Annotated in this window: 8 protein-coding genes; 4 read left to right on the forward strand and 4 right to left on the reverse strand. The window is 69.6% G+C overall.

Going from position 1 to position 14,014, the window contains the following annotated elements; translation table 11 throughout:
• Positions 1 to 3 precede the first annotated feature (3 nt).
• The 4 genes from IAI58_RS21405 to IAI58_RS21420 all read left to right on the forward strand — a co-directional run bounded on the left by IAI58_RS21405 (position 4) and on the right by IAI58_RS21420 (position 6,526).
• Entirely contained in the window at positions 4 to 3,126 is a 3,123-nt protein-coding gene (locus IAI58_RS21405; RefSeq protein ID WP_207448434.1) for an efflux RND transporter permease subunit, read from the forward strand.
• Between the two features lie 99 nt (positions 3,127 to 3,225).
• A complete protein-coding gene (locus tag IAI58_RS21410; protein WP_207448432.1) occupies positions 3,226 to 3,888 on the forward strand; it encodes an SGNH/GDSL hydrolase family protein in 663 nt (220 codons plus the stop codon).
• Between the two features lie 63 nt (positions 3,889 to 3,951).
• Entirely contained in the window at positions 3,952 to 5,370 is a 1,419-nt protein-coding gene (locus IAI58_RS21415) for an MBOAT family O-acyltransferase (protein WP_207448430.1), read from the forward strand.
• 10 nt (positions 5,371 to 5,380) lie between these two features.
• Positions 5,381 to 6,526: an alginate O-acetyltransferase AlgX-related protein gene (locus IAI58_RS21420; protein ID WP_207448428.1), complete on the forward strand. Its 1,146-nt coding sequence runs from the start codon at positions 5,381 to 5,383 to the stop codon at positions 6,524 to 6,526.
• A 22-nt stretch (positions 6,527 to 6,548) separates the two neighbouring features.
• On the opposite strand, the gene IAI58_RS21425 is transcribed toward IAI58_RS21420, so the two are convergent.
• The 4 genes from IAI58_RS21425 to IAI58_RS21440 form a co-directional block, all read right to left on the reverse strand.
• A complete protein-coding gene (locus IAI58_RS21425) occupies positions 6,549 to 7,283 on the reverse strand; it encodes an ABC transporter permease (protein ID WP_208776303.1) in 735 nt (244 codons plus the stop codon).
• Between the two features lie 7 nt (positions 7,284 to 7,290).
• Positions 7,291 to 11,595 carry a cellulose synthase subunit BcsC-related outer membrane protein gene (locus IAI58_RS21430; protein ID WP_207448424.1) on the reverse strand — a complete coding sequence of 1,435 codons (4,305 nt, stop codon included), beginning with the start codon at positions 11,593 to 11,595 and terminating at the stop codon, positions 7,291 to 7,293.
• Positions 11,596 to 12,034: 439 nt separating this feature from the next.
• Entirely contained in the window at positions 12,035 to 12,232 is a 198-nt protein-coding gene (locus IAI58_RS21435; RefSeq protein ID WP_207448423.1) for a hypothetical protein, read from the reverse strand.
• 120 nt (positions 12,233 to 12,352) lie between these two features.
• Positions 12,353 to 13,741 (reverse strand): amidohydrolase family protein, encoded by a 1,389-nt coding sequence (locus IAI58_RS21440; protein WP_208776304.1) that lies wholly within the window; start codon positions 13,739 to 13,741, stop codon positions 12,353 to 12,355.
• Positions 13,742 to 14,014: the final 273 nt, after the last annotated feature.

The following is a 14,014-nucleotide window of genomic DNA, read 5'->3' on the forward strand; positions in this document are numbered from 1 at the left end:
GCCATGGCCGCCCCCGAACACCGCAATATCTCCGCCTGGGCCATCCGCAATCCGGTGGCCACCACCGTGCTCTTCCTGCTGCTGACCGTGGCGGGGCTGGTGGCCTATCCGATGCTCCGCATCAACAACATGCCGGATATCGACCTGCCGGTGGTGGTCGTCACCGTCATGCAGCCCGGCGCCGCGCCGTCCGAGCTGGAGACGCAGGTGACGCGCCGGGTGGAGGATGCCGTCGCCGGCCTGGGCGACGTGCGGCACATCACCTCCACCGTGGTGGACGGTACCTCCACCACCATGGTCGAATTCGCGCTGGGCAAGAATATCGACCGTGCCACCAACGACGTGCGGGACCGCGTCTCGCGCATCCGCACCGACCTGCCCGCCGATATCCGCGAGCCCGTCATCTCCCGCGTCGAGACCACCAGCGGCGCGATCATGACCTATACCGTCGCGGCGCCAGAGATGGACCAGGCGGAGCTGTCCTGGTTCGTCGACGATGTCGTGGCCAAGGCGCTGCTCTCCGTGCGCGGCGTGGGCGAGATCAACCGCGTCGGCGGCGTGGAGCGGGAGATCCGCATCTCGCTGAAGCCGGATCGGATGCTGGCGCTGGGCATCACCGCCGCGCAGGTAAACGAGCAGCTGCGCGCGCTCAACATCGACCTGCCCGGCGGCCGCGGCACGCTGGGCGGCGCGGAGCAGACCATCCGCACCCTGGGCGCCGCCCAGAGCGTGGAGGCGCTGCGGCAACGCAATATCGTCCTGCCCAATGGCCGCACCGCGCGGCTGTCCGACCTGGCCGAGGTCAGCGACGCCACGGCCGAGGTGCGCAGCGCCGCGCGGCTGGATGGCCGCCCGGTGGTGGGCTTCGAGGTCATGCGCACCAAGGGCTCCTCCGAGGTCGCGGTGGCCGAGGGCGTCGAGGCGCGGGTGCGGCGGCTGATGGCCGAGCATCCGGGCGTGGAGCTGAGGCAGGTGGCCTCCACCGTCACCTTCGTGGTGGCCGGCTACCACGCGGCGCTGGAGGCCCTGGTGGTTGGCGCGGCGCTGGCCATGCTGGTGGTCTGGATCTTCCTGCGCGACTGGCGCGCGACCTGGATCGCCTCCATCGCCATGCCGCTCTCGCTCATCCCGACCTTCCTGGTGATGTGGGCCTTCGGCTTCTCGCTGAACAACGTCACGCTGCTGGGCCTGACGCTGGTGGTTGGCGTGCTGGTCGACGACGCGATCGTGGAGATCGAGAACATCGTCCGCCACCTGCGCGCCAATCCGGCGGCCGGCACCATGCGCGCGGCGCTGGACGCCTCGGCCGAGATCGGGCTGGCGGTCGTCGCCACCACCGCGACCATCCTGGCGGTCTTCGTGCCCGTGGCCTTCATGCCCGGCATTCCCGGCCAGTTCTTCCGCGAATTCGGCCTGACGGTCGCGGCGGCCGTCGCCTTCTCCCTGGTGGTGGCGCGGCTGCTGACGCCGCTGCTGGGCGCGCATTTCCTGAAGGCCGGCAACAGCCGGCACGACGAGGACGCGACCGGCTTCTTCGGTCGCCGCTACATGCCGCTGCTGCAATGGTGCCTGCATCACCGCTTCCTGACCGTCGTGGCGGGCGTCGGCTTCCTGGCCGCCTCCATCGCTCTGATGCCCTATATCCCCCGCGACTTCGTCCCCGGCTCCGACCGCAGCCGTTCCGCGCTGTCCATCGAGCTGGCGCCCGGCTCCACCCTCTCCCAGACCGAGGAGGTGGTGCAGGCGGCCACGCGCATCCTGAAGGCGCGGCCGGAGGTGCAGTCCGTCTTCGCCTCCATGGGCACCAGCAGCAGCGGCGCCATGGCCATGGGCAGCAGCACCCATGAGGGCGACCCGCGCCAGGCCAACCTGATCGTCAATCTGCTGCCGCTCAGGAAACGCGAACTGAGCCAGCAGCAGTTCGAGGCGGCGGTGCGGCCGGAGCTGGAGAAGCTGCCCGGCGCGCGCATCCGCTTTGGCGCCGATGGTCAGAGCGGCGCGAAGCTGCAGGTGACGCTGGCGGGCGACGACGGCACGGCGCTGAACGAGGCTGCGCGGGAGCTGGAACGGCAGATGCGCTCCCTGCCCCAGCTGGCCGGCGCGCGTTCCACGGCCAGCCTCGCGCGCCCGGAGATCCAGGTGATGCCGCATGACAGCCGCGTGGCCGATGCCGGTGTCTCGCCCAGTGCCATCGCCGCCACGATCCGCATCGCCACCACCGGCGACATCGACCAGAACCTCGCGCGCTTCAACCTGCCGGACCGGCAGATCCCCATCCGCGTCATGCTGGATGAGCAGGCGCGCGGCAATCTGGAGCATCTGCGCGCCCTGCGGGTGCAGGGCCATGGCGGCGCGGTGCCGCTGGGCAGCCTGGTGGAGATCCGGCACGGTGCCGGCCCGGCGCAGATCGACCGGCTGGACCGCGTGCGGAAGGCGACCGTGGAAGCCGAGCTGAACGGGCTGCCACTCGGCGTCGCGACCGAGCTGGTCAACCAGCTGCCCATCATGAAGAACCTGCCCCCCGGCATCCGCCAGCAGGAGATCGGCGATGCCGAGATGATGCGGGAGCTGTTCTCCGGCTTCGGGCTGGCGCTGGGGGCGGGCGTGCTGATCGTCTACCTGGTGCTGGTGCTGCTCTTCGGCGGCTTCCTGCAGCCGCTGACCATCATGTCGGCCCTGCCGCTCTCCCTGGGCGGGGCACTGGTGGCGCTGATGATCGCGCAGAAGTCGCTGGGCGTCTCGGCGGTGATCGGCGTGCTGATGCTGATGGGCATCGTCGCCAAGAACTCCATCCTGCTGGTGGAATACGCCATCCTGGCGCGTCGGGAACGCGGGCTGGACAAGGATGCCGCCATCCTGGAAGCGGCGCGCAAGCGTGCCCGCCCCATCATCATGACCACGATCGCCATGTGCGCGGGCATGGCCCATATCGCTCTCGGCATCGGCGCGGATTCCGAATTCCGCTCGCCGATGGCACTGGTGGTGATCGGCGGGCTGGTGACATCGACGCTGCTCAGCCTCGTCTTCGTACCGGTGGCCTATTCCTACATGGATGGTGTGGAGCGCTGGATCGGGCGGCGCCTGCACCGGCGGGCCACCGGGTCAAGCCCCGCTCCCGCTGAATAATAGCAATTTACTGGATTTGCATCCGTTGCGCATTCTTTTACATCGTAGTTGTTTTTTGAGGCGCCCCTGTCCTGAATGCGCCGCGGAGCAGCCTGACCGATGCAATCCCTCCTGACGGGGCTCAGCCTCCTGATCCTCGGCGACAGCCATTTCGGGATGCAGAACTACCTGATCACCACCTTGCAGGATGAGCTGATCCGCCAGGGCGCACGGGTCTCCACCTTTGCGGCCTGTGGCTCGCCCCCCAGTATCTGGCTTACCGCACGGGTCGCTTCCTGCGGCACGGCACAGCGTGTCCAGTCCGGCCCCGTGATCCAGCAAACCGGCGCCGAGGCCCGCACCACGCCCGTCGACCAGCTGGTCGCCAGCGTGAAGCCGAACATGATCGTGGTCGCGATGGCCGATACCATCGGCGGCTACGCCCGCCCGCAGATGCCCCGTGAGGAAATCGAGGAGCAGGTGGCGGTGCTCACGGACAAGATCCGCAGCCTGAACATCCCCTGCCTCTGGGTCGGGCCTAGCTGGGGCAACGAAGGCGGGCCCTTCATGAAGACCTTCGCCCGGGTGGATGAGCTGTCGAAGTTCATGTCCACCATCGTCAGCCCCTGCACCTATGTGGACAGCACCAAGCTGGCCGGGCCGGGCCAGTGGGGCACATTCGACGGCCAGCATTTCACGGTCGCCGGCTACAAGGCCTATGGCGCCGCGCTGGCCGAACAGATCGCGAAGCTGCCGGAGGTGCAGGCGGCGGCGAAGCGCTGAAGGGCGCCGAGAAGGGCCGCACCACCGCCCCAGACATGGCCCCTCCTCCGCAGGCGTGCCCGCATGATCTTCGCTTCCTTCGAGTTCGTCTTCCTCTTCCTGCCTGTCTACTTCACGATCTATTTCCTCGCGCCGGCCCGCTGGCGCAACTGGCCCGTGCTCATCCTCTCCTGGCTCTTCTATGCCTGGTGGCGGGTGGACTTCCTGGCGCTGCTGATCGGCGTCACGGTCTTCACATTCACCGTCGCGCGGCTGATGGATGCCGCGGGCGTGGAGACCGCCCGTGGCAGGCGGCTGTTCATCCTGGGCATCGCAGGCAATCTCGGCGTCCTCGCCTACTTCAAATACGCCGATTTCGGCGTGCGGAGCTTCAACGACCTCGCCGCTATCCTCGGCGCCGCGCCGCTGTCCTGGACTGGCATCCTGCTGCCCATCGGCCTGTCCTTCTACGTGCTGCAATCCGTCAGCTACCTGATCGACCTGCGACGCGGCGTGGTGCCGGTCAGCCGCGACTTCATCGCCTATGCCACCTACAAGGCCATCTTCAGCCAGCTGATCGCCGGCCCCATCGTGCGCTATGCCGAGGTTGAGCAGGATCTGAAGCAACGGAGGCATTCGCTGGCGCTCTTCGGTGCCGGCGCGCGGCGCTTCATGACCGGCTTCGCCATGAAGGTGGTGCTGGCGGATACGCTGAGCCCGATGGTGGATGCCGTCTTCGCCCTGCCCGAGCCGACGCTGGCCGAGGCCTGGGCCGGCGCCATCGCCTATACGCTGCAACTCTTCTTTGATTTCGCGGGATACTCCGCCATGGCCATCGGCCTGGCGCTGATGTGCGGCTTCCACTTCCCCGAGAACTTCGACCGTCCCTATCTTTCCCGCAACATCCAGGAATTCTGGCAACGCTGGCACATCACGCTGGGTCGCTTCCTGCGGGACTATCTCTACATCCCCCTCGGCGGCAATCGGCATGGCCGGTTCCGTACCTATCTCAACCTGTTCCTGACCATGGTGATCGGCGGCCTCTGGCACGGCGCTGACTGGAGTTTCGTCCTCTGGGGCGCCTGGCATGGCGGGATGCTGGCACTGCATCGCGGATGGAGCCGGGCCGGCTTCCGCATGCCCCCTGCCCTTGGCCACGCGCTGCTGATGCTCTGCATCGTCATCGGCTGGGTCACCTTCCGCGCACCCGGCATCCAGGGCGGCTTCGGGATGTATGGCGGCATGCTCGGGCTGAATGGAACGGGGCTGACGGATGCCCTGGCCTGGCAGGTTACGCCGGACCAGTGGTGGACCATGCTGGCCGCCGCTGTCCTGGTCTATCTGCCCGCCCTCGCCCGTCATACCCCGATGTTCCGCCCGCCGGAGCAGAACGGTCCGATCTGGCGCGCCGCCTGGATCGCCGGCCCTTTCCTCGGCTTCCTGTTGAGCCTGGTGCTGCTCTACAGCCGCGCCGCCGTGCCCTTCCTCTACTTCCAGTTCTGAGAAGGCCGCGATGCGCCCGCCCGCCAGCCCCTTCCTCCGCGCCGCCCTGGCCGGCCAGGGTATCGCCCTGGTCCTTCTGCTCGCCTGGGGCTTCTGGCAGGGCGTCTGCGCCCTCGCCCGGCCCGTGGCGCAGGCACGCATCCACCGGACCCTGTCCCTCGACGCCTTCCTCTCCGGCCAGACGGCGGCGGCGGTAAACCATGCCATGGCGCAGGACCTGCCGGTGGACCGGCAGCTCCGCGCCGCCGGGGGTGTCTTCCGCTGGATGCTCTTCCGCTCCGCCGGGCCCCAGGTGCGCGCCGGCTGCGACGAATGGCTCTACCTGACCGATGAATTGCGCCCCTGGCCGGATGCCCAGGCGCATCAGGTCGCCCGCGTCGACGCCCTGAAGCGCATCGCCGGCCGACTGGCGAGCCAGGGAATCCAGATGCTGGTGGCCGTGGTGCCGGACAAGGCGCGTGTCCATGCGCGGGACCTCTGCGGCGCCCCCTGGTCCGCCCAGGCGCGGGCCCGCTATGGCGGCTTCCTCCAGGCGCTGGAGACCGCTGGCCTCCCGCATCTCGGCCTGTTGCCCGCGCTGGAAACCGCAGGGCGTGAGGCCCCGGCCTTCTATCGCACCGACACGCATTGGAGCCAGCATGGCGCCGCCGCCGCTGCCTGGGCCATCGCCCCGGTGGTGCGGCGGATGGGCATCGAACCAGCCGAAGCCTTCCGCACCAGCGCCGAGGCGGAGGAGAGCCATGGCCCCGGCGACCTGCTGCGGCTGATGAGCCTGGATCATGTGCCGGACTGGCTGCGCCCGGCGCCGGACCGCCAGCGCAGGGAAATCACGGAACCTTTGCAACCCGCCGCGCCGGGAGGCGGACTGCTGGACGACACGCCGGCGCCCCCCGTGACGCTGATCGGCTCATCCTATTCCATGAACGCCAATTTCCATGGGCGGCTGCAGCAGGCGCTGGGGGTCACGGTCGCGAATTTCGCCCAGGAGGGCGGCGGCTTCTTCCGCGCCGCCAGCGACTATTTCGGCGGCCAGGCCTTCCGCGAGACGCCGCCCAGGATGGTGCTCTGGGAAATTCCGGAACGCATCATCGGCCAGCCGATCGGCCCAGCGGAACAGAACTTCCTTGACCTCTGGCAAACCGGCGCGGGTCACTGACGCCAGCCCCACCCAAGCCGTATCACCGCCGTGGCGCGATCCGGTCCCTCGCCAGAACGGTGATTGGCTGGCCCTGGGGCGCCATGAGCCAGATGCTGTACTGCCCGCCAGCTTCCAGCCGGCCGAGATCCCGCACCGGCGCCTGCTGCCCCTGGCATGAGGCACGCAGGCTGGCGGCGGCGGGATTCACGCTGCGGGCCTTGGTGGTATAGGGTGCGACCCCCGTGAAGATCGCCTGATTGGAACCCTCCAAGGTCAGTGCCCCATCGCCGCAACCGGGAATCAGGTTGTAGAAGGCCAGACGGGCCCGCAGTTGGTTGAATTCCAGGCTGTCCGGAAGATTCATCGCCGTCAGCTTTCCCTCCTGCCTTAGCAGAATCAGTGTGTTATACCCTTTCTCGAAGGTAATGGCAGAAGAAAGCTCTTCCCCTCCCTCGGTGATGCGGAATCGCGTCTCCTGCCCCGTCGCCTTTTCAGCAGGCACATAGGGGCCGATGCGGTCGGCCTCTCCGTCCCCTACGGTAAAGCCCGGCATGATGTCAGATGTGATGTCAGCACTGCCGGGCAGGGCGTTAATTATACGGATAAATGCCAGGTCATCCGGCAGGCGCTGCTCATAGAGCATCGGAGCCTGGGCCAGCGCCGGCTGGGCCATGAGACCGCCCAGCATGCATGCCGCAAGGACCATGCGGCGAGGGCGATAAACAGGCATCACCGGCATGGCATGGCCAGCGGAGGGGAGGACAAAGTTGCGCATCCGTATCTCACCGCAGCGCCGTGTTCCGCAGCATGAAACCGGTCAGTTCCGGCCCCGGCTGCTCCAGCGCATAGCGGAGGCGGACCATGCCCGTGGCCTGGTTCCAGTCCCCGGCACGGTCATAGGTGGCATAGGCACCGATGCGGAGCTGCGGCGTGATGTTGTACTCCGCCTCGGCCCGCAGCGACCCGACGGCACCGCTGCCATCGCGTGAGGGATAGCGGCTGTTGAGCGTGCCATCGCCCGCCGCCGCGAAGGCCAGCTGCCCCTGGAGGGCGGGATCGGTTGGGAAGACCGGGCTGTCATCCTCATGATAGTTCTGCCAGCCCAGGGCGCCGCCCAGGCGCAGCCGCAGATCGCCGATCTGCTTCCGCCAGTCCGCCTGCACCACCGCCGCCACATAGGATTGCGGGCTGAAATAGCCGCCATGGCCCAGGGTGAAGTAGCGCAGGTTCTTCTCGTATTCGGCGTAGCGGACATCGAAGCCCAGCATCAGCTCCTGGTCGGGCTGGCGCAGCACGGTCCAGCCGATGCCGCCGCCCAGGTCAAAACGGCTGTTGCCGGCCACGCGGTGCCCGTCGATGGTCGCATAACCGCCGCCGCCATAGAGCACGGCATCCCCGATGGTATATTCCAGCTGCGCGCGGCCGCCGCTGCTGGCGACGCCGCCCCAGGTGAGGCCGCTGCGGTCATCCCGCAGGCCCGCGTAGGAAAGCACGCTGTCATTCAGCGCCCGGCGCTCACCCACCGCGCGCAGGCGCAGGCGGTCGGTCAGCGCCGGGGCGTATTCGATGCCACCGATGACGTTCGAGCGCCGGAAGCCCAGCGGGGTCGTGCCGACATCCGCCTTCAGGTCCCCATAGGCATAATTGACATTCAGTGCCACGCCGCTGGCCCGGCCGCTGGGGCTGACCATCCCGGCGGTGCTGCCGCCCGCCAGCGGATTGGTGCCGAACTGCCGCATGCTGTTGAGGCTGCCATTGATCGTGCCGGCGCTCAGCGTGGCAACCTCGGCCCTGGCCGCCACCCGCCCGCCGATGCCCGGCATGGCGGCCGAAACCTCGACCGGCGCCGTCACCTCGGCCAGCTCGCTCAGCCCGCTTTCGCCGGAGCGGGTGCGCAGGCCAACGCCGCCCTGGACCCAGGTGGCCGTCTCCTGCCGCGCCGCCGCCAGCTCGGTGGCGATCTGCGCGGCCACGGGGTCGGCGATCTCGGCGCCGGCCGGCGTCTCGCTGGCGCTGCTGCGAAGCCGTGCCGCCAGCAGGGCGGCGTCACCCCCGCGTCCGCCCGCCGCCTGCAACTGCGCATGGCGACGCACGCCCGCCCCCTCAAGCGAGCGCAGCGCGCGATATTGGTCGCCGCGCGCCCGTGCCACGCGGGCGTCCAGCAGCATGATCTGCGGCTCGGCCGGGTAGCGGCCGCGGCCTTCCTGTAACAGCGCATCGGCCCGCTGCCAGTCACGCCGCGCCAGCGCTGCGTCGGCCGCGACCGCCAGAGCCTCCAGGCTGCCGGGGCTGCGCGCCAGGGCGGCATCGGCGATGGCCTGCGCCTCGTCGGGCCGGTTGCTGGCCAGGTAGACGCGGGCCAGGGCCAGATTGACCGAGGCATTCTCCGGCATCTGCTGCAAGGCGGGCTGCAGCCGCGCCAGCGCGGCCTGCTGGTTGCCCTCGGCGCTCAACTGGCCGGATTCCACCACGGCGCTGCCGGCGCTGAGGGCCAGGATCTGCCGCCGCTGCTCCTCCGTCAGCTTGCCGTCCAGCAGGATGTTGCTGGTCAGCGCCTCGGCCTCCTCCACCTGCTGGGCGGAGAGCAGGGCGCCTGCCAGCTGGATGCGCGCATCGACCGAGGCATTGCGGTTGAGGGCGAGGGCGAGGCGCGCGGCCTGCGCCGCCGCCTCCGGCTGGCGCAGGCGGCCCAGCGCGCGGACCACGCCAGGGGCCATGGTGCCGGAGGGGTCCGGGCGGGAGGCCAGGGCGATCAGCCGCTGCATGGCGTCCGAGCGCGGCAGGGTACGGGCCAGGCCTTCCAGCCGCGCGATCTCCTGCTCCTGCCGTGCCTGGGTCAGCAGGCGGTTCGCATCTGCGTTGCGGAGCCGGTTGGGGATGGCCTCCAGACGGGTGATGACCTCGCCATGACGTTGCTCCTCCTGTGCCAGCAGCGCGGCGGCATAGGAGGCGTCGGGCGTGCCGAGCGCGGCGAGATCCTGCTCCTCCCGCGCCGCGGCATCCGCGCGGCCCTGGTTGCGGAGCAGGCGCACCAGGTCCAGCCGCGCCCATGGGTTCTTCGGGTCCAGGTCCCGCGCCTGGGTCAGCAGAGCCAGGGCCACGGCCGGGTCGTTGCTGCGGCTGGCCTCGTCGCGCAGGGCATAGGCGCGCTGCGCGCCGGTACCGCCGGCGGGGTTGAAGCCGGTCTCGCGCTGCAGCGCCTCGGCCTCGGCGAAGCGGTTCTGCCGCAACAGCACGTCATAGAGGCCGCCCGCCGCTTCCGGCAGGCGGGGCTGCCGGGCCAGGGCGGCGCGGAACCGGCCCTCCGCCGTGTTCAGATCTCCGCGCCGCAGCGCGATCTGGCCCAGGATGGTCTCGGCCGCCACCTGTTCCGCCGCATTGCCCTGGGCGGCCCGGCGCGCCAGCTGGTCCGCCCGCTCCAGATCACCCCGGCCCAGCGCCTGCCGCGCCTGGGCGGAGGGGCTGTTCGGCGCGGGCCCGGCGGATATGCCTCCGCCGCCGATGCCCGAAAGCATGGAGGCAACCTCCGCCCGGCGTGGACCAGCCTGGGACAGCGCACGGTCGCGCAACTGCCGGGCTTCGGCCAAGCGGCCCTGCCGCTGTCGCAGATAGGCCATGCCGGCCAGCCCATCGACATCCTCGGGCCGGACATCCAGCAGCATCTGGAAGCCCTGCTCGGCCTTGGCCAACTGGCCGGCATGCATATCGGAATAAGCCAGCCCCACGAACATGCTGGCGAATTCCGCCGTCCGCGCCGGTGCCAGGGCGATGGCCCGGTCGCGCAGCTCCCGCCCTTCTTCCAGCTTTTTCTGCTGTACCCGCACCAGGCCCAGGCCGGCCAGGGCGGTCGCATCCTCTGGCGAGGCGGCCAAAGTCTCCTGGAAAGTGCGCTCCGCCTGCTGGACCTGACCCGCCGCGAGGTCGGCGAAGCCCAGCCGGTCGAACATGTTCACGAGTTCCTGCCGCCGGTCCGGGGCGGCGGCGACGGCGCGGTCGCGCAGCTGCCGCGCTTCCTGGAGCCTGCCCTGCTGCAGCCGCACAAGCCCCAGCCCCGCCAGCGCGGAGGCCTCGTCCGGTCGCTGCGCCAGGGACTCCTGAAACTCCTTCTCCGCGGCAGCCACATCCTTCTTGTTCTGCAGCAGGTCGAAGCCGCGGAGACGCGCCTGCGTCGCGGCATCGGGCAGCGAGCTTCTGGCCTCCTGCAGCTTCGCCTGGATCTGCGCATCGGGGGGATTAGCGGCGAGATAGGCCTCGATCGCCGTGATCAGCTCCCCGCTCGGCCCCTCCCAGAGCAGCGCGTCACGCCAGGCGGAACGGGCCGCCGCCGAGACCTGCGGGTTCCGGGTCAACCGGGTCAGTGTCTCGATGCCGGTGAAGCGCGTGGTTTCCCGGAGGGTCTGGATCTGCGCCAGCGTCAGTTGCAGGCGCGGGTTATCGGGGTCGCGCTGGACCATGGCGCTCAGCGCCTTCACGGCCTCCCGGAAGTTCTGGAAGTCGATGCTGGCGAGGGCGCGGTAATATTCCTCAGCGATTCCTCCGGGGAAGGCACCATTGGGGAAGAGGGCACGGTAGCGCGCCACGGCCTCCGCCGCCCGGCCGGACCGCGCCAGGGCGCGCGCTTCCTCCAGCGCCGCGCGATCGGCCTCCGTGAAACTCCGTTGCCGCTCGATCAGGGGGATGCGCGGGTCGTTCGGCGCAACGCGGCGCAGCATGGCGAGATGGCTTTCCGCCTCCCCCCCGCGCCCGAGCTGGATGGCGATCTCGGCGGCGCCGGCCAGCACATCGGGGTCTCGCGGGCTGATGGCCAGCAGGCGCTCGGCCGCGGCATAAGCCAGTTCGGGCCGGTTCTGCGCGCTCCAGAACTCCATCTGCTCGGCCAGGGTAGTGACGGCACTGGCCGGTCCGGCCGGGGTCGCGGCAGTGGAAGCGGCCGTGGAGGGGGCGGGATCGGGGACCGGCGCCTGGGCGACCGCCGTGCCGCCCAGGATCAGGCTCCCCAGCACCGCTCCCAGGACCGGTGCGCCCCGCCCACAGCCGGAGGTCTCGGCCGGAGGCACGCTGGCGCGTTGTTGGGAAGCCTGTGTCATCCGATCCGATCCGTTCGCCGAAGGCGATTTGCCCGAGTTCCCCTGCCCGCAGGCAAGCACGCTCCACGCAAATCTATGCCGCCCACATCCTGATGATAAGCTACAGCCAGGGGCGTCGGGATGCGTCGAATTTTCTCAGAAATGCATGAATTTTGAGTAGGACATGCCGGCGCTGTGGCAAATTCGCCGCTTTTCGGTGATGTGCCGGTGCCAGACGCCGGGCCACGCAACTATGGCGTGTCCTTGGCTGCCGCCGTTTAACCGGAAAATCGTCCAGGCGGAAATTGCACTGGATGTATCATCCTGCGGCCGGGCCGTAGCACGGTGAGACAGAAGGGGCATGGGTTTTCCCTGCCCCCGTTCCGGCCGGGTGCGGGTCGAAGGCAGCGCCTGGGTGGAAGGCGCCGGGGCAGCGGAGATGTCCCGGCGCCCATCCGTCTCAGCGGGTTTCGCCGGTGCCGGGACGGGTATTCATGATCGGGGTACCGGGCGGCGGCGGCGCGGAGCCACGGGCCTCGGCGGGCCGGCCGCCTTCCCGCACGACTTCGCCGGAGGCGGGTCCGGTCTGGTTGCCGGATGGCGCGCAGGCGGCGACGAGCAGGCCGAGCCCCAGGGCACCCAGGGTAATGGTCCTCATGGTCTTCCTTCCTTGTGCTGTGCCGCCTGGCACCGCCAAGGCACCGGCGCGGCGTTCGGGACAAGGGCTCAACGTGCGCCTGCCGGATCGGTTTGCCACAGGCGCGCTTTTTGTCGTGCCTCAGCCAGCGAAGGCGGCCCGGGCCTCCGGCAGGTCCCAGATCTTCTGAATGGCGGCGGCGCCGTCGGCGGTGATGGCATGTTCATTCCCCCCCAGCAGCTGCCCGCCATGCAGCAGCAACCGGCCATCCACCATGACGCCGTCGATATTGGCGCGGTTGGCCAGCCAGACCACCGCGCGGCACGGGTCGAACAAGGGCTGCAGATGCGGATGCGTCAGGTCCACCAGGGTCAGGTCGGCCGTGGCGCCGGGGCGGATCGCACCCAGGTCGCCTCGCCCTATGGCGGCCGCGGCGTCGCGCGTGACGGCGCCGATCAGCTGCGGCGCATTCGCCACGTCCGGCCTGCCGGCATCGATCTTGGAAATGATGGCCGCCGCGTTCACCTCGCCCAGCAGGTCCATGTTGTAGCCGTCAGTGCCGATGACCGTACGCACGCCATGTTCCGCGAAGCGGGCATAGGAGGCGGTGGTGCCGGCGCGGGCGAAGACGCGCGGGCAGTTCAACACCGTGGCGCCGCGCGCGGCCATCAGCCGCAGATCGCCATCGGTGCTGGCGATGCAATGCGCCGCCAGCAGGTCGGGGCCCAGCACACCCAGCCAGTCCAGATATTCCGCCGGCGTGCGGCCGTCATAACGCCCGCCGATGGTCCTCACCTCCTCCGCGCTCTGCGCCAGGTGGGTCGTGACGGGCACTCCCAGCGCCCGTGCCCGCGCCGTGGCTGCGCGCAGCAGGTCGGGGCCGCAGGTATCCGTGGCATGGGGGCTCATCGCCAGCCGGATGCGGCCCTGGTCCTGCCCTTCCCATCGCGCATGCAGCGCGTTCCAGGCGGTGAGGTCGGCCTCCCCGTCATTCCCCGCGTAAGTCACCTGGCCCGAGGCATCGGCCCGGGCATCGCCGGTGGAGAAAAGATAGGGCGCGCCATAGAAGCGGATGCCCATCTCCAGCGCGGCATCGAACATCTCCGGGATGCCGTTGCGGAAGGGCTCCATCACCGTGGCGGCGCCGCCCTTCAGCAGTTGCAGGATGCCGAGCCGGGCGACGGCCATCCGCTCCTCCGGCGAGAGGATCTCGATGCCGCGCTTCGTCAGCGGCAGCAGCACCGTATAGACGATGCTGGCATTGTTCTTCCGTCCCGCACCGTCCTCGGTATGCGTGCGGGCCACCGCCTCGCTGAAGCAGTGGTTGTGCAGATTCATCAGGCCCGGCAGCAGGAAGTATCCGGGCTTGTCCAGCACAATATCCGCGCGCGGCCTGGTGGTGGTGATGGCGGCGATGCGCCGGCCCTCGGTCAGTACCCAGTGGTCGCGCAGCACCGTCTGTTCACCATCCTGCTCCGTCAGGACATAGGAGCCGAAGATGGCGGTGGTACCGGGCTCGGTCAGGGACATCGCGCATGCTCCTCGGGCGGGTCTGCGACAGGCTTAACCGCGTATCTGCCCCGCGTCATGCGGGTGCCTGCACGATCCTGGAGGTCCGGCGGGACCTTCGCGCCCGGCCCATCGACGATATGGCGGGATTCGGACCCCGAGTCGCTCGCCACCCCGCCCGGCAAGCCGACGGCGCGTTCAGGGTGTCCGTGAACTTGCCAGGGCACCGATGGCCCGTAAGCCCGCCTCACCGGACAGCGTCTCCACGACAGGCGGCTGGCCGGCGCTTCAATG

This window comes from Roseomonas marmotae (assembly GCF_017654485.1).
GTDB classification, from domain to species: Bacteria; Pseudomonadota; Alphaproteobacteria; order Acetobacterales; family Acetobacteraceae; genus Pseudoroseomonas; species Pseudoroseomonas marmotae.

Excerpts from the sequence above, each read along its gene's own strand:
- IAI58_RS21405 (WP_207448434.1), top strand. The coding sequence starts at position 4 with ATGGCCGCCCCCGAACACCGCAATATCTCCGCCTGGGCCATCCGCAAT.
- IAI58_RS21410 (WP_207448432.1), top strand. The coding sequence starts at position 3,226 with ATGCAATCCCTCCTGACGGGGCTCAGCCTCCTGATCCTCGGCGACAGC.
- IAI58_RS21415 (WP_207448430.1), top strand. The coding sequence starts at position 3,952 with ATGATCTTCGCTTCCTTCGAGTTCGTCTTCCTCTTCCTGCCTGTCTAC.
- IAI58_RS21420 (WP_207448428.1), top strand. The coding sequence starts at position 5,381 with ATGCGCCCGCCCGCCAGCCCCTTCCTCCGCGCCGCCCTGGCCGGCCAG.
- IAI58_RS21425 (WP_208776303.1), bottom strand. The coding sequence starts at position 7,283 with ATGCGCAACTTTGTCCTCCCCTCCGCTGGCCATGCCATGCCGGTGATG.
- IAI58_RS21430 (WP_207448424.1), bottom strand. The coding sequence starts at position 11,595 with ATGACACAGGCTTCCCAACAACGCGCCAGCGTGCCTCCGGCCGAGACC.
- IAI58_RS21435 (WP_207448423.1), bottom strand. The coding sequence starts at position 12,232 with ATGAGGACCATTACCCTGGGTGCCCTGGGGCTCGGCCTGCTCGTCGCC.
- IAI58_RS21440 (WP_208776304.1), bottom strand. The coding sequence starts at position 13,741 with ATGTCCCTGACCGAGCCCGGTACCACCGCCATCTTCGGCTCCTATGTC.